Source organism: Paenibacillus sp. GM1FR (assembly GCF_002803315.1).
Taxonomy (GTDB): Bacteria; Bacillota; Bacilli; order Paenibacillales; family Paenibacillaceae; genus Paenibacillus; species Paenibacillus amylolyticus.
The window spans coordinates 21333-36353 of sequence record NZ_MKZL01000027.1 but is presented as its reverse complement, the minus strand read 5'-3'; the positions used below and the strand labels follow the sequence as shown (position 1 = coordinate 36353).

Annotated in this window: 13 protein-coding genes; 4 read left to right on the top strand and 9 right to left on the bottom strand. The window is 48.5% G+C overall.

Annotated features, from left to right (window positions below):
* Window positions 1-35: 35 nt before the first annotated feature.
* From PAEAM_RS19310 to PAEAM_RS19300, 3 genes are all read right to left on the bottom strand, one after another.
* The gene (locus tag PAEAM_RS19310; protein WP_100528621.1) at window positions 36-1115 is read right to left on the bottom strand and encodes a sulfate ABC transporter substrate-binding protein; all 1080 of its coding nucleotides are present in this window, start codon (window positions 1113-1115) and stop codon (window positions 36-38) included.
* 482 nt (window positions 1116-1597) lie between these two features.
* The gene (locus PAEAM_RS19305; RefSeq protein WP_100528620.1) at window positions 1598-3475 is read right to left on the bottom strand and encodes a rhamnogalacturonan lyase; all 1878 of its coding nucleotides are present in this window, start codon (window positions 3473-3475) and stop codon (window positions 1598-1600) included.
* Window positions 3476-3843: 368 nt separating this feature from the next.
* On the bottom strand, window positions 3844-4899 hold the full coding sequence (locus tag PAEAM_RS19300; RefSeq protein WP_100528619.1) for a lactonase family protein: 1056 nt from the start codon (window positions 4897-4899) through the stop codon (window positions 3844-3846).
* 235 nt (window positions 4900-5134) lie between these two features.
* Between PAEAM_RS19300 and PAEAM_RS19295 the strand changes: the two genes are divergently transcribed.
* Window positions 5135-5995, top strand: coding sequence for an AraC family transcriptional regulator (locus tag PAEAM_RS19295; protein WP_165789972.1), 861 nt, complete (start codon window positions 5135-5137; stop codon window positions 5993-5995).
* A 146-nt stretch (window positions 5996-6141) separates the two neighbouring features.
* Window positions 6142-6825, top strand: coding sequence for an S-layer homology domain-containing protein (locus tag PAEAM_RS19290; RefSeq protein ID WP_100528617.1), 684 nt, complete (start codon window positions 6142-6144; stop codon window positions 6823-6825).
* A 199-nt stretch (window positions 6826-7024) separates the two neighbouring features.
* Here the strand turns inward: PAEAM_RS19290 and PAEAM_RS19285 are convergent, their stop codons facing one another.
* The 3 genes from PAEAM_RS19285 to PAEAM_RS19275 form a co-directional block, all read right to left on the bottom strand.
* A complete protein-coding gene (locus PAEAM_RS19285) occupies window positions 7025-7651 on the bottom strand; it encodes a nitroreductase family protein (RefSeq protein ID WP_036607468.1) in 627 nt (208 codons plus the stop codon).
* A 65-nt stretch (window positions 7652-7716) separates the two neighbouring features.
* Complete coding sequence (locus PAEAM_RS19280) at window positions 7717-7899, bottom strand: hypothetical protein (RefSeq protein ID WP_047840337.1); 183 nt, start codon at window positions 7897-7899, stop codon at window positions 7717-7719.
* 15 nt (window positions 7900-7914) lie between these two features.
* On the bottom strand, window positions 7915-8379 hold the full coding sequence (locus tag PAEAM_RS19275) for an RrF2 family transcriptional regulator (protein ID WP_047840338.1): 465 nt from the start codon (window positions 8377-8379) through the stop codon (window positions 7915-7917).
* Window positions 8380-8809: 430 nt separating this feature from the next.
* On the opposite strand from PAEAM_RS19275, the gene PAEAM_RS19270 reads away from it, so the two are divergent.
* Window positions 8810-9541 (top strand): MBL fold metallo-hydrolase, encoded by a 732-nt coding sequence (locus PAEAM_RS19270; RefSeq protein WP_100528616.1) that lies wholly within the window; start codon window positions 8810-8812, stop codon window positions 9539-9541.
* On the top strand, window positions 9538-10110 hold the full coding sequence (locus PAEAM_RS19265) for a TetR/AcrR family transcriptional regulator (protein WP_036607476.1): 573 nt from the start codon (window positions 9538-9540) through the stop codon (window positions 10108-10110). The genes PAEAM_RS19270 and PAEAM_RS19265 overlap by 4 nt, the downstream gene beginning before the upstream one ends.
* 1076 nt (window positions 10111-11186) lie before the next feature.
* Here PAEAM_RS19265 and PAEAM_RS19260 read toward each other — a convergent pair.
* Genes PAEAM_RS19260 through PAEAM_RS19250 form a run of 3 tightly spaced genes read right to left on the bottom strand, consistent with a single transcriptional unit; the run spans window position 11187 to window position 14949 of the window.
* Entirely contained in the window at window positions 11187-12317 is a 1131-nt protein-coding gene (locus PAEAM_RS19260; RefSeq protein ID WP_100528615.1) for a hypothetical protein, read from the bottom strand.
* A gap of 54 nt (window positions 12318-12371) precedes the next feature.
* A complete protein-coding gene (locus PAEAM_RS19255; protein WP_100528614.1) occupies window positions 12372-13814 on the bottom strand; it encodes a glycosyltransferase family 2 protein in 1443 nt (480 codons plus the stop codon).
* Window positions 13795-14949 carry a HEAT repeat domain-containing protein gene (locus PAEAM_RS19250; protein WP_076254450.1) on the bottom strand — a complete coding sequence of 385 codons (1155 nt, stop codon included), beginning with the start codon at window positions 14947-14949 and terminating at the stop codon, window positions 13795-13797. Before PAEAM_RS19250 ends, PAEAM_RS19255 begins: the two co-directional genes overlap by 20 nt.
* Window positions 14950-15021: the final 72 nt, after the last annotated feature.

Here is a 15021-nt window from a genome sequence, read left to right as displayed (position 1 = left end):
CGCGATTGATCAGGTGTTCATTGAACAGAGCAACCTTAGCTGCCTGGAACATAGATCTGGTCGAAGATACCACCGTCATTGAAATGTTTGGCCTGAGTATCCCGCCATGTGCCAAATACATCTTTCAACGTGAACAGCTCAAGCGCCGGGAACTGATCTTTGAATTTTTCCTCCACGCTGTCCAGCGTTGGGCGGTAATAATTTTCAGCGGCAATCGTCTGTCCTTCTTCACTGTACAAATATTTCAGATAGGCATCCGCCACGTCGCGGCTTCCTTTTTTGTCTGCATTTTTGTCCACAATCGCAACCGGTGGTTCGGCCAAGATGCTAACCGATGGCACGACAATATCGAATTTGTCCGGACCCAACTCTTTTACCGATAGGAAAGCTTCATTTTCCCAAGCAAGTAACACATCACCGATGCCACGTTCAACAAACGTTGTCGTAGACCCGCGAGCACCCGAATCCAGCACAGGCGCATGTTTGAACAATTCACCAACAAATTCCTTCGCCTTCTCTTCATCATTGTTATTATGCTTAAGGGCATATCCCCATGCCGCCAAGTAATTCCAACGCGCCCCGCCGGACGTTTTAGGATTTGGGGTGATGACTTGCGTATCCCCTTTGATCAGATCATCCCAGTCCTTGATGCCCTTTGGATTACCCTTACGTACAAGGAAGACAATCGTAGAGGTATACGGAGAGCTGTTATGCTCGTATTTATCCTGCCAGCCTTCATTAATCAGACCTTTATCTTCAATCGCATCAATATCGTATCCCAATGCCAGCGTCACCACGTCTGCATCCAGTCCGTCAATAACAGAACGACTCTGTTTGCCCGAGCCCCCATGGGACTGCTTGATGGTTACTTCCTGGCCTTTCTCTTTCAACCAATGCGCCGCAAACGCTTTGTTATATTGCTCATAGAGTTCCCGCGTTGGATCATAGGAAACATTCAGCAGCTCGATGGCCTTGGCCCCTTCCTTGCCGCCTTCCGCTCCCCCCGATGTTCCTGCCGCACTGGACCCGCCGCTATCCGATCCGCATGCTGCCAGTACCCCTGTTAACACCAGTGCCAGACCAACCAAAATACCCTTGTGAACTCTCTTTTTCATGAATAACACTCCCCCGATATAGATCTGCATGACTACCTCAGGCCGGCTGAACAGGATCGAACGCCCCGTAAAAAAACAAGAAGACGGAGGAACCCCCGCGCACTTCTCCCCATAAAGTCATGCCGGCTTAAGGCCGTGCATGCTCCATCTGAAAAGGATGCGCTGCGGTGTTCCTCCGTCTATACGGTGAGAACGTTATTCTGTTCAGGTTGCATGGTTGCATCTGTCTGTAAAATGACTGTTTTCACAATGAAAACAGATCCATTTTTATTATTCCTACCTGTTTAGTAAGTTATATACGTATAATAAAGGCAGTCTATATACCTGTCAAACGTTTTTTCCGATTTTTACCGTATTTCTGGGCTATTGGCAAAAAAAAGAGGAACAACGAACCAGCGTCCGTTGCTCCCTTCAGCGAATCCCATACTTCGCTGGCTATTGAAAACATAAACGGAATTGGACGGCCACACCTTGTCCATTCCTCATCTGCCCGCATACCGGATATTGGGTACCGGTGGTGTGCTCATGCCTTCTCCCAGATAAAAACCGGTGTGTGGCGGTTGATTGTAGGCTACATTTTGCCAAGCGACGCCAAGACGGTACACTGGATCATGCATCAGCGTGTAGATGCGTTTGTCCGTAACTGCTGTTGTGGTATAGATCCGCAGTGCTGAGCTGTCATTCGTCCGCCACACCACTTCCTCTCTCCAGTCTCCGAACAGGTCGGCCTGCAGATTCGGCGTAGACTTGGTACCGTTGTTCGAAGAAACGCCGGATGCAGTGAGCAGATTCACCGTTGTGTTGTTGGCATAGTTCCACTTATCGATTCGGTTGCTGTCCAGCAGTTCACGGAGCAGATCCCCATCCCACCAGATGCCAAAATTCGTGGAGGACGGCAGGGTTGTCCCGAGTTTCTGCCCTTTGGCCGTATACAGACTGCCGTCTGCCCATACTTCGGCACCTTTATATCTTGGATCAATATCTGCCGCCATGCCGCGTCCAATATCCTTTGTTGTTTTAACTCCCCAGATTAACTGACCTGTACCTGCATCACGAAATTCAACTCCGGCATTGGACGGTGTCTCATGGACCTGAAATACCTCAAGTCCAGGGCGGTCCGGGTCGAGGTCACTCAAATGCATGGCATCGCCATGATGAAGCCCTGTTGTGTACAATCCTTTGCCGTTATCATCCACTGCCATGGCACCATAAACGATCTCGTCTTTCCCATCTCCATCTACGTCCGCCACACTCAGATTATGATTGCCCTGCCCGGCATAACCCGAGTTACCGGAGGTATTGGAATCAAATGTCCATTGTTTGGTCAGCTGTCCATTCCGCCAGTTATAAGCCACGAGCACTGTGCGGGTGTAGTACCCACGCGCCATGACCAGACTTGGGCGCTCTCCATCCAGATAAGCAATGGCAGCAAGGAATCGGTCCACCCGATTGCCGTAGTTATCCCCCCAACTGGATACATTGCCACGCGCCGGTTCGTAATTCACTGTGGAGAGCGCTTTGCCAGTCTGTCCATTGAAGACCGTCAGGAATTCGGGACCAGATAACACATAACCGCTAGAATTGCGGTAATCCTTGCTTGCATCCCCGATGACCACGCCAGTGCCATCCTTGGTGCCATCGGCTGTTTTCATCGCAACTTCGGCTTTGCCATCACCGTCGAGATCGTACACCATGAACTGGGTGTAGTGAGCACCCGCTCGGATATTTTTGCCCAGACTAATTCGCCAGAGGCGTGTTCCGTTTAATTTGTAGGCATCGATAAACACTTCCCCGGTATAACCACTCTGGGAGTTATCCTTAGAGTTGGAAGGGTCCCACTTCACGATCAATTCATACTCACCATCACCATCCAGGTCACCTGCACTGGCATCATTGGCACTGTAGGTGTAGGCTACTCCATCGGGCGTTGTCCCACCTGCGGGTACACTAAGAGGAACAGACAGATAGTTGTTGCCCCACACGCTCGCTGCCGCTGAAGCAGCCTGCTCCGTTCCACTGACGACAGCGCGAACCGTATATTTGGAACTGCTTGTCCCGCTTGCATCCTGAAGGTTGGTGCTGTTTGTTATGGGCGTAGGGTTCACCTTGGTTCCATCCCGATAGACGTTAAACGATACATTCGATCCTTCCGTTCCCAGAAGCCGCCAACTGATAAACACACCTGTCCCGGTCTTCACAGCCACCACACCGCGATCCAGATATTCCATCTGCCTTGCTCCCGCTGCATGTGTTACCGCCGTGCTGCCAAGGCCAAGCGAAGTAACCAGTAACGCTGAACTCAGTAACGATACTCCGACTGTACGTAATGTGCGCTTCCACAATGATGATCGATTCCCCATAAACAATTGCCTCCCCAATTGGTTTGGTAAGCCCGATGCCCTTGTAGCGCCATCTTTTTATGTAAGCGCTTTAATATATTTATTTTAAATTAAACATATAATTCCATCTATAGGTCTAATTTAGTAATTGGATGGTGGTACATGAAAAAAACCAAAGGATTTCTCCTTCGGTTAGCCGTTGCCCATTCTTCGAATTGCTTCAGTCGACTGGAATCGCAATCAACTAACTCACGGATATGGGACGATTCCTATGTTCTCATAAAAAGACTAAAAAAAGCTGTAAAACCATGTGTTTCTCCATGATTTCACAGCTTATAGACCACTTTTTAGATGTAATATTCCACGTTTACTTCACTGTATTACAACTTTTATACCACAGGAGCAATACATACCGGACGAGGCAGTTCCAGCTTGAACCCGTTATGTGTCAGGCGTCCGTCTTCTTCACTGATCTGGAAACCTACGAGGTTATTGCTGTCCTGATTCGCCACGACCAGAATCCCACCTGGCAAAATATTAAAGTTACGCGGTGTCTGCCCAATCGTGGACGTCCACTCTACGGCTTCCAACTTACCGCTCTCTTGGTCAATATGATAGAGCACGATGCTGTCATCTCCCCGATTGGATGCATACAGGAAACGTCCACATGGAGATACACGGATGTCTGCAGCCGTACCCTCTCCTTTATGCCCTTCTGGAAGTGTGGAAATGTGCTGCACCGTAGTGAACTCCCCTCTGCGCTCATCGTACAGGAATGCCGTAACCGTGTTGTCCAATTCGTTGATTACATATGCCCACTTCGAGTTGGGATGGAACACAAGATGCCTTGGCCCTGCGCCTGGTGGCTGATCCATCTCACGATGGGTAACCAGACGTCCCTCTTCCAACCGATACACAATGATCTGATCCAGACCGAGGTCACATACGACAGCATACTGCCCGGACGGATCGGGTTGAATGGAGTGTGCATGCGGCCCTTCCTGGCGTTCTTCGTTGATTCCACTTCCCGTGTGCTCCACCCATGCACTCATCTCACCAAGCGTCCCCTGATCGCCAACCGGGAATACATTGACACTGCCGCTGCTATAGTTGGATGAGAACACCCACTGACCATCCTTGGAGATAGACACATAACATGGAGAAGCCCCTCTGGTCTGTTTTCGATCCATCAGGTGCAGCTCACTTGTTGCCGCATCTCTCCGATAGACCAACACCTCTCCCTCGTCCGTTTCACTCGCCACATACAGACAGTTTCCATCCGGGCTTAGCGCCAGATAAGACGGATTATCCACACCATCCATGTGATTGACGATTCGCATCTCTCCTGTATCCGCATTCAACGCACATAGGAATATTCCGGGTTCATCCGCTGACGCATACGTACCTGTGTAGAAAAGCGTTTCCTGTGTTTTGACTGGCTCCATATCTAAATCTCTCCCTTATCCTGTATATTCACTGTTCTGATTCTTCCCACTGGTATGTACTTACCCAATTCACGAGCAACTGCTTCACTTCCTGTAACGTGGCTTTCTAAATCGAGAACAACCCCGGTGAGCGCTCTCATATCTGGCATTGACTCCCTTATCGTCTCTCACCATAATACAAAGTATGAGACCTAACAACAGACCACCCCTACAGCGTAAATCTGACGGATTTCGTATGCAAAAACTCATTGTGCTTCCAGACTCCCTGCTGCAAGAAACCGCAGCTTATCCGGTCACGTCCGGATTATATGTTACCGATATCGGTTACTTTCACGAAGCGGAGCATCATTACCGTGATCGTCCCGATGGTTGTGAATCACACATTCTGATGTACTGTGTCCAAGGCACAGGCTGGTATACGTTGGATGGCAGCAAGACATATGATGTCAGCCCGGGAAACCTCGTTATATTACCTGCACATGTCCCTCATGTGTACGGAGCCAACGCAGCTGAACCATGGAGCATTTTCTGGATTCATCTGCGTGGGAAACACGCTTTATCCTACATAGAACCCTTGTTAACTCATCATATTACTACCATGCCACCGGCCAAGGCTCAAAAATGGCTTGAGCTGTTCCATGAATGTTACAACGCACTTGAGACGGGTTACTCCATGCAGACGATAACGTATGCCTCCCAGATTATTGGTTATATGCTTGGCATGCTCGCTTATGGACCGGAGACGACAGGGACAGATGGTGGGATCGTGAGCAGCAAACGTGCGGCTGAACAATCCGTTCAATATATGCTGGAGCACCTGGAGAATGGAATCACCCTCAAGGAACTGGCGGTTCACGCACGGCTGTCTGTCCCTCATTACTCTCAGTTATTCAAGCAAGCTACGGGGCATTCGCCCATCGACTATTTCCTGCGGCTCAAGATCCAGCATTCCTGCCGCTATCTGGATTTTACCGATTGGACCGTGAAGCAGATCAGTTCGGAGCTTGGGTTCAAGGACCCGTACTATTTCTCCCGTCTGTTCAGCAAAATGATGGGACGTTCACCCACGGATTATCGAAATAAATCCAAAGGTTAGAGACAATGCCTTCTCTTAGCCCTATCCAGATGATTATGAATTTCAGTTGGAAAATTGCAGCAACCTTTTGAACAGAAGGGTCGTCTATAGGGGCAAATAACTTTTATATAAAGGGATCATCCCTGGAAAAGTGAGGCGAACCTATCATGAAAAAAAATATACTTGCTACATTAACTGCGGGAGCTCTGCTCACGCTGTCTCTAAGTGCAGGCCCGATCAACGCTGCGCAGGCCCAATTCACGGATATTCAAGGTATCGCAGGCGCAGACAAAATCGAATCTCTCCATCAGGATGGATTCATCAAAGGCGTGAGTGACAGCTTGTTCAAACCTGAACTGGAGTTAAATACCGCTCAAGGCATTCAACTGATTGCGGACGGACTGAATCTGAATCTGGACACGATTCGTTTTATCAAAATGCCGGTACCAAGTGACTACTTCTCTGCTGTAAAAGATGGCGTATGGTACAGTGATGCATTTATCCGTGCGCAATATAATGGCATTCAGATGTCACAGGGTATCGATCCGTCCAAACCGCTTACTCGTGAACAATTCACACTGTTCCTGATGCAAGGCATCGAGGCCAAAGGCGGTCTGCCGATGATTAATATCAAACCTGTGGACATTACCGACGAACAGGAACTTACGCCAGAGTATCAAGGTGCCATTCAGCGTTCACTCGTTCTCAAAATCAATGAACTGGATGCCGACGGAAACTTCAATCCCAAACAAACGATTACTCGTGCCGAAGCAGCAGTGATGATGTATAACGCAATCGAGTACATGGAATCGTTCCATGCACCACAAATCCCGGAAACACCTGAGAAGTAGTCATTTCATGATGGAAGCTAAGAACTCACTTGAGTGGTGAATCCGCTCGATTGGAATCCCAATGAATGGCCTTTTCCTCACAATCTCCAATATGCCAAATCCAATATGCCAAACAGCCGCACCTTCCCTCATCAGGAAAGTGCGGCCGTTTGTATTATACCTATATCACTGATGCAATCATCAGATTTAACTTTCTAACTTAGAAAGAACCTTTAACAACAACCTCAGACAACGGTAAACGTCCTGACGGGCGAGCTGGCTGTGCAGCTTTACCTACAGTAATCAACAACGTTGGCACAAATCGTGCAGGAATGTTGAATGTTTCCATCAGTTTTTGTGGATTATATCCACCGATTGGACATGTATCGTAACCCAGGGAGCGTGCAGCAATCATAATATTTTGGGAAGCAAAAGATGCATTGCGGATCGCTTCATCGCGAGCGATTTGCGGGCTTTGGTAAGCACCGTTGATCTGTCCAACCAATGCGTCACGGACCTCAGCAGTCAGTGCGCCTGCTTCAACAGCTTGATCGTAGATTACGGTGTTACGGTTTGCTTCCAAGTCTCCAAGAACAGCAATCGTAACCGAACTTTCCACGATCTGACTTTGACCGTAAGCAACTGGCAGCAATTTCGCTTTGTCTGCTTCGGATTCAATCACGAGGAATCTCCAGTGTTGCAGGTTCCATGAAGATGGTGCTTCCGCAGCTGCTGTCAGAATCGCATTGAGATCAGCTTCAGGCAATTCAAACCCTTTTTCGTACTTTTTGACAGCATGGCGTTCGCTAATGACGCGAAGTGTTTCATTTTTTTCAATGCCTGACATGTGTTCCACTCCCCAGAATCTAGTTTGTTTATACTTCTTTTACTTTCGCAAGGTGATCTCGAAGTTTACTCTACCAGGGATTTTCCTTCCGAAAATAACATCAGCGCAGACGATCTCTCCTCATCTGTGTTCAGGTTATGCCCGGAATCGCTTGAGAACATCAATGGATCTTTCACCGGAGCATACGCCCATGCCGTAACTTGTCCACCATGCCTGACTAAACCAAGACCATATTCATGGAGGACCATTCGTTGTGGACTCCGTCAGGACTTCTCCTTTGCAGATAATCCCTTCAGCGATAAGTTCAACGTTTCCCCATGACCTATGCGTTCTTTCACATCCTGGATGGATATACGGTCAAAATAAGCGCTGAGCGCCTCTTCGCCTCCGTTATATATGTTCCCCATCACATCCTGCATATTGGAAGATACCACACACGATGAACCGGACTCCCCTGAGCACCAGTTGGGACCGAGTGAACCACCAGCTACCAGTCTGTACAATTCTCCAAGCTTGATCTCTTCACTCGGACGGCTAAGCAAGTACCCACCATGAGCACCTTCCTTGGTCGTCAGGTAACCATGCTTGCGCAGAACACTAAGTACCTTACGGACTCTGGCCGGGTGTGTACCCACACTCTGGGACAAATCTTCACTATTGGCCATACACTCATCTCTCATCGACAGAAAAACAAGACAATGCACCGCTATGGTAAATTCACTGTTCATAACTTACTCCTTCCCGGCTTACAACACCGATGAACTCCAACTCAAGGTAAGTATAACTGTCATTATATGAATAACAGTTATGTTTGTCAACTTTCACCCAGCGTGGAGATCAAACGTGATTTTTCCTGTTATATCAATACTTACAGCTCATCAACACAATTAAGCTAGGATTAACATCCCGTCTTCATTTTAATCCAAAAAGAACAAAAAAGTGAGCCTTCCGCTACGCGAAGGGCTCCAATAAGATAGACATATGAAAGGGCTTACGTGATTATTATAATCGGTAATCTCCAATTTGAAAACGCTTTTTTTGTAAAGTGCATCATTATTTTAAATTTTTTTTATTTGAATAAATTAAACAACAGGTATTGCTAAAACTAATCCCATTAGTTATTATACTAATACCATTAGTTTTAAGGAGGGTTTAACGATGCGTATTACCCGAGAATTTGCTGTCGTTCAAGTTACGTTTTTCCCAAGACTCTTCCCTGTGAACGTATACCTGGTTGAAGAGGAAGATGGTTTAACCCTGATTGATGCCGGAATACCGGTCAGTCTTAAGGGGATTTTGGCAACTGCCCAGTCCCTTGGAAAGCCCATTACCAAGATCATTCTGACTCACGCGCATAGCGACCATATTGGTGCGTTGGATCGTCTCACAGAGGCACTGCCCCAAGCCGAGGTCTTCATCTCCAGACGGGATGCCCGGCTATTGGCGGGTGATACTTCCCTTCTTCCCGGTGAGCCACAAACCCCGGTACGCGGCGGCGTGCCTAAGCCCAAAGCGGTGCGCACCCAGCCAAACCACTTGCTGGATGACGGTGACCAGATTGGTTCACTGGTCGCCGTTGCCTCACCAGGACATACGCCGGGGCATATGTCCTTCATGGATACGCGCAGCCGCGTGCTCATCGCTGGCGACGCGTACCAGCTGCAAGGCGGCCTTGCCGTATCCGGCCGCGTGCGCCCGCTCTTCCCGTTCCCCGCGCTGGCGACGTGGAACCGCGAAGCGGCTCTGGTCAGCGCGAAGCGCCTGGCGGAGCTGGAACCGTCCGTGCTGGCTGTAGGCCACGGACGGATGCTGCGCCAGCCCGCGGTCGCCATGCGTGCGGCAACCGCTGATGCTCAGCAGCGGTTTGATCTTGCCGGGGGGCAACTATGAGCCCCCGGCAAGGGCTGGATCGCGGCGCTCTGCTCAGCGCCGCCACCCAGCTTGCTGACAGCGACGGCTTTCAGGCGCTGACACTGGCCGCGTTGGCACAGCGGCTGGATGTGCGCTCGCCGTCGCTCTACAACCACATCAGCGGACTTCCCGGGCTTCGCCAGGAAATGGCGCTGATGTCCGTGCAACAGCTTAGCCGCGCATTAACCGCGGCTATCGCTGACCGCACTGGCGATGATGCCATTCAGGCCATCGCTGCGGCATACATTGGCTTCGTCCGCGAGCACCCCGGGCTGTACGAAGCCTCATTTCATGCCCCGGATCGCGAGGAGCCACAGCTCGCCGCGGCCAGCACAGCCACGCTGGAGTTGCTGCTGCACAGCTTGCAGCCCTACCCCTTAACCGAAGCGGAAGCATTGCATGCCGTTCGTGGTTTGCGCAGCCTCTGCCATGGATTTGCCTCCATTGAGGCACAGGGCGGCTTCGGCATGGACTTTGATCCGGACGAAAGTCTGCGTCTGACCGTATCCGCCTTCCTCCACGGACTCCGGCATCTTCACCAGGACTAGTAAGGCACGCATTGCATCATGAAAAAGGACTGCAGAGGATCTGCAGTCCTTTTTACATTGCCGTGTACTGGGTACATCCCATAGATAGATTTTGACAGTAATAATGTTATAGTTGCGCCAAAGACTTCTAACACATTAACATCCACTTTGAATTCATCTTTCATCCGCTTGTGTTCTTTATAATTTCTTTCTTTACAATTTCATTTAATACAGAGAAAAGTGGCTCCTCGGTTGCACGATGCCATGATCGGTGCCCTCTGACCAAAATCTAACGAACCGAGGACACGCTATAACGGCAATTAGAGCGAATAACAACAACTAACGAACTCCACACGTCCTATTTCGCAGAAAACTGGCTGCGGGACAGGAATAATGAGTATATTCCGTCATTTAACGTGTCTGTGATTCGTTACATTTACCAACGTACCAAATTAGGACATATAAGATGTGCTGAGTTCGTTAGAACTTGCTACATGCGGTGCTTCAGATCACGATGTCATAGATACTCGTCCACTCATCATATTGGCGCATAAGTCCAGACACACATTGTGTTATGGAGCTAAATACGGAGCGATCATGCTCCAAATTGTATTGATCAAGCGGATGCGGGTACATGACTAGATACGGATCTTACCTTGCTCGTAATGCACATAGTAGTACATGTTTTATTACTATTCATGTATATATCACGCTACAGTTCAGTGCACACATTGTTGCGATTCTAGATACGGAGCTTACCCTGTTCGTGATGCACACTTTAGTACTTGTTTTAATACGTGTCCTAATACGAATCATTTTATAGCTCACACTACATGTACGCCGCAGCGGGATAATTTTTGTTTTGGATCTAGCTACAACTCCCATTGTTCATGGTGGAAAGGGTCTGAAACGTATTCAATCTACCCAGTCCCATTTCACCTAGCAATCTGATCCTTACTTGATCCGCCCTGTCTCTCAACCACACTTTTGCCACTCACAACACGCACTTCTCTATTATGTACATCTCCCGTTCCTCTCGAAAGGTGGAATGGACTTTGGCTTCCCTTTTTCCATCGAAACGGTTCTCGATAACCTATCTATGGCCATTGCTGCCTTCCATCCTGCACTTCATTCAAAATATGCTTCATCACGGGCACATACACCTTCCAGTAGAACATGTCCGGAATATCTTTCTGATCTGGCGTAAGCTTGGACCGGACGACCTCCCATCCCCGGATTCGACGCCAGAAGGAATAATGCTTCATCTCTCCAAAGGACCCTGCCATGTAATACGACCGATTATAGTCGTCGTACCGGACCAGTGCAGCAAATTCCGCAGGAATTCCTGCATCCACCAGCTTCTGCTCACCTGTCTCCGTCAGATCCGTCTTATACCAGGCCAGTATGGAGTTCTTCTCTTGCGGCACAATGATATCGAACCAGCCACTATAATGTATATCCTGGGTTATGCCGCTCCAATCACTGCCTTCCGGTGTAAATGCAATCTGTATATTGCCTGTCTTCACATCCGGACCTTTCGCCAGTACCATGACCTGTCCATCCATATGGATCAGCAGCATACCCGCTCCGTGATAAGACCATTTCTTCTTCTCTTGCTGCTCATAGTTCGTCCGAATCCAACGGGGTACTTCTTCTATACTTTGCAGATTAGATACCGATTTCCCTTGCCATCCACTGCTGTCCACACCCAAGATGGGGTATAGTTGCTCTCTTGTCATCTTGGAAGCCGTATTTGCCAATGCACTGTATTCGGCAACAATCGTTACCCCTTTATACGCAGCCTCGCGGATTTTCTGCACATCGTATATCGTTAATCCTTCATAGATTCCGCCTTGTTTCCCTTCACTCTTCTGTACAGACAGACTACTCCGATTCGCCGTCAGATAGATCAGATCCGTATCTGTCACCTCATCAGGCAGCAGTTGCTTCATCCGTGGAAGCCCGTTCTGAAGATCATAACCGTAATAATCCTCTTCATACGAGTAGTACTCCCCTGTGTGCTGTACAATCTTCTGTTGATTCAGAAGCCAAACCAACCCCTTGTGCCCCTGATAGGACAAATCCGGTCTGCTCTTGTCAATAATCATGATGTTCAGTGAAACCGGGGCCTGGGATTGCCACATAATCCATGGGACAACCAGCACCACCGATACCACTGTAAAACAAGCCAACGTCCACATCGTGGCTGGCCTGTAACTTTTTTTCATGAAGCGTATTCCTCCTTGCTCTGTTCCAAGGTATTGTCAGGATCGATCGTTAGATTACCCTAATCCATGACTGTTGTCCTTTTCCTCTGCCTTCCGCAATCCCATAGCCTGCAACATGCCATATATACGGGATATGTTATTCAGTGGTCTGAACCAGAACGTCTCCGTACATGCATACAACAGCAGACGTGTCACCTCTCGGGATGTATATGCCTTGCGTGAACACCATATTTCGAACATCACCACACTTGCGGACAACAAGGAACCATAGAGGGTCAGTAGCAGAACGAGAATGATGCATAGGTTAATATCCACCCACTGTAGCCCTATGCCTGCAATGAACAGCACGATCGCTCCCATTTCCAACACAGGCCCCAACAATTCGATCAAAATAAAATACGGGATGGATACCATCCCCATCCAGCCATAAGCCGGATTGAAGATCATGCTCCGCTGAGTCCATAGACTGCTTGCAAGCTGCATGTGCCAACCGATACGCTGTCTGCACAGCTGATGCCATGTACCGGGTACTTCTACCCTGCAGATCGGATCGGGAATATATATAATACGGCCACGTTCCCGAATCTGCTTCATATGTTTCTGTAACCGCATCACCAGTTCCATGTGAGCGACCTGGTCATCGCACTTGTAACCTCCAACTTCCAACACCCGGTTCTTTTTGAATATACCGAATACTTCAGACGTAAATAAAAGCACATTAATATTATAACGAACAAGACCCACACCGCTAATCAGAAAAGCACGCACGTATTCAATGGTCTGCATTACAAACAACGTACTGTCCGTCCTTCTTGCGCCGTTGTCGGTTAAATCCGTTTGATTCGTATTTCTGGGGGCCATGAGATCTACTCGTCCACTACAAGCAACGACCTCTTCTCCTGGGAGAGCATCCATAACGGGTTTCATAATCTTCACCAATGCATCTCGTTCCAGAACTGTCCTGGGTCCAACAGAGGCGATATAAGGATATTGCGAGATATTCAGACCTGCATTCAGGGAGTCCATTCGTCCCCCATACGCCTTGTCGATCACAACCAGACGATGATGTAATCTGGATTGGTAGACACATTTAATCTGAGCTATCCTCTGGCCGAGTCCCGAATAATGAACTTTACTCCGAATGGGCATCAGGTCATAGGTTTCTTTTAGACGCCGTATGGTCTCATCCTCTGATCCATCATTAATGATAATAACCTCATAACGTGCATACTGAATATCCAACAGACAGCTGATTCGCTGTACGATCGTATCCTCGCTATTCCGCACCGGAACAAGCAGGGATACCGCAGGAGCCAGTTCTTCATCCAACATCTCATGATATTGCAGCGGGTCCAGATCCCTCCGGCGGATCATTGTGCGAGCGGCAGCAACGACCAGAACACTACACATCACAATCGCTAACACCAGATAGATAAATATCCCCTCGTAACATGCCAAAACAAAACTCCGCAGCATCTCAATCCATCTTTCGTCCATACTGCATCCTTTCCAGCGTTTCCTCCGCTATCTGCCTTGCATATTTATCCGGATGGTTTACAGCCGTATCCCGGAGCTCTTCAAGTCCCTGCTCGTACCGGGCAAGAGAGTTCGCCGCTTCCTGTCGGATCTGAAAAGAAGGATCACCCATCATTACCTTCAGTCTAGGAATAAAAGCATCCGCATGAACAGTACCCATAAGCTGGGTCACTGTTAGTCTTTCAGAGCGTTGCCTCTCCTCACCAGATTCGTTCCATACCAGCAATAGCCCCTTCAGCAACTCTTCGCGACCTCTGCTCACTTGAGCCAATGCCTGATAAGCGTGGGTACGCAGCAACGCATCCTCTCCAAGAATGAGCTTCTCCAGTAGAACAACGGCACCCTCCGTCTGGTCATCTCGAATACGAATGGCATGGACGATATTAGACTGGATCTGGTAAGGTACATCCTTAAAATGATCCTTCAGACGAGTCCAGGATGAATCGGTAAGCAACAGCAGAATCTGCAGATACTGCGAATCGGACCATACATATTGCTCACGCAACAATTCCTTCACGATTCTGAAATAACCGGTTCTGGCATATATGCGCAATATGATGAAGCGTTCAAGCGGCGTACAGGAAGTAACCCGGAGCATATCCTCTAACCTGGGCAGAAGCTCTATCATATGAAACTGTTCAATATATAACAACGTGTTGACCCGTTCACTCCACTTTCCCGTCTTCAGAACCGACCGGTATGAACTTCCAAAGACTTGCCAGGATAACAGACGAATTCGCAGAATCTCATGCTCTGCCGGACCTTGAGCGAGCCGTTGCAATAACAACTGCTGCAAAACGCTCTGTTGATCTCCACTCATATTCAGTAAGTCAGCTTTCACTTCTCCTTGGCCCAGATACTGCTGTAACACCGAATCTTCGGAAAGTAATTCCTGCATCAGTACCGTCTTAACCTTTTCCCTGCGTCTACTGCTATATTTCATCCATAAGATGTAACTGTAGATAACCAGCAAAAAAGCTAGTACACTTGCACATATGAGGCTGACCACATGTACTAACCAATCTGTATTACCTGCAAGCCACCCTCTATGATGTGAGCCGATAAGCTTGATATACATCCATTGTTGTCCAATCATTGCATGATTTCCCCTTAATCGAATAAACGGCCTTACAACGGGCACAATAATACAAAATTTTCAAATACACCC

Coding starts and splice junctions, on each gene's coding strand:
- PAEAM_RS19280 (WP_047840337.1), bottom strand. CDS start 7,899: ATGGTCCTCCATGAATATGGTCTTGGTTTAGTCAGGCATGGTGGACAA.
- PAEAM_RS19295 (WP_165789972.1), top strand. CDS start 5,135: ATGCAAAAACTCATTGTGCTTCCAGACTCCCTGCTGCAAGAAACCGCA.
- PAEAM_RS19285 (WP_036607468.1), bottom strand. CDS start 7,651: ATGTCAGGCATTGAAAAAAATGAAACACTTCGCGTCATTAGCGAACGC.
- PAEAM_RS19275 (WP_047840338.1), bottom strand. CDS start 8,379: ATGAACAGTGAATTTACCATAGCGGTGCATTGTCTTGTTTTTCTGTCG.
- PAEAM_RS19250 (WP_076254450.1), bottom strand. CDS start 14,949: ATGATTGGACAACAATGGATGTATATCAAGCTTATCGGCTCACATCAT.
- PAEAM_RS19300 (WP_100528619.1), bottom strand. CDS start 4,899: ATGGAGCCAGTCAAAACACAGGAAACGCTTTTCTACACAGGTACGTAT.
- PAEAM_RS19270 (WP_100528616.1), top strand. CDS start 8,810: ATGCGTATTACCCGAGAATTTGCTGTCGTTCAAGTTACGTTTTTCCCA.
- PAEAM_RS19255 (WP_100528614.1), bottom strand. CDS start 13,814: ATGGACGAAAGATGGATTGAGATGCTGCGGAGTTTTGTTTTGGCATGT.
- PAEAM_RS19265 (WP_036607476.1), top strand. CDS start 9,538: ATGAGCCCCCGGCAAGGGCTGGATCGCGGCGCTCTGCTCAGCGCCGCC.
- PAEAM_RS19260 (WP_100528615.1), bottom strand. CDS start 12,317: ATGAAAAAAAGTTACAGGCCAGCCACGATGTGGACGTTGGCTTGTTTT.
- PAEAM_RS19290 (WP_100528617.1), top strand. CDS start 6,142: ATGAAAAAAAATATACTTGCTACATTAACTGCGGGAGCTCTGCTCACG.
- PAEAM_RS19310 (WP_100528621.1), bottom strand. CDS start 1,115: ATGAAAAAGAGAGTTCACAAGGGTATTTTGGTTGGTCTGGCACTGGTG.
- PAEAM_RS19305 (WP_100528620.1), bottom strand. CDS start 3,475: ATGGGGAATCGATCATCATTGTGGAAGCGCACATTACGTACAGTCGGA.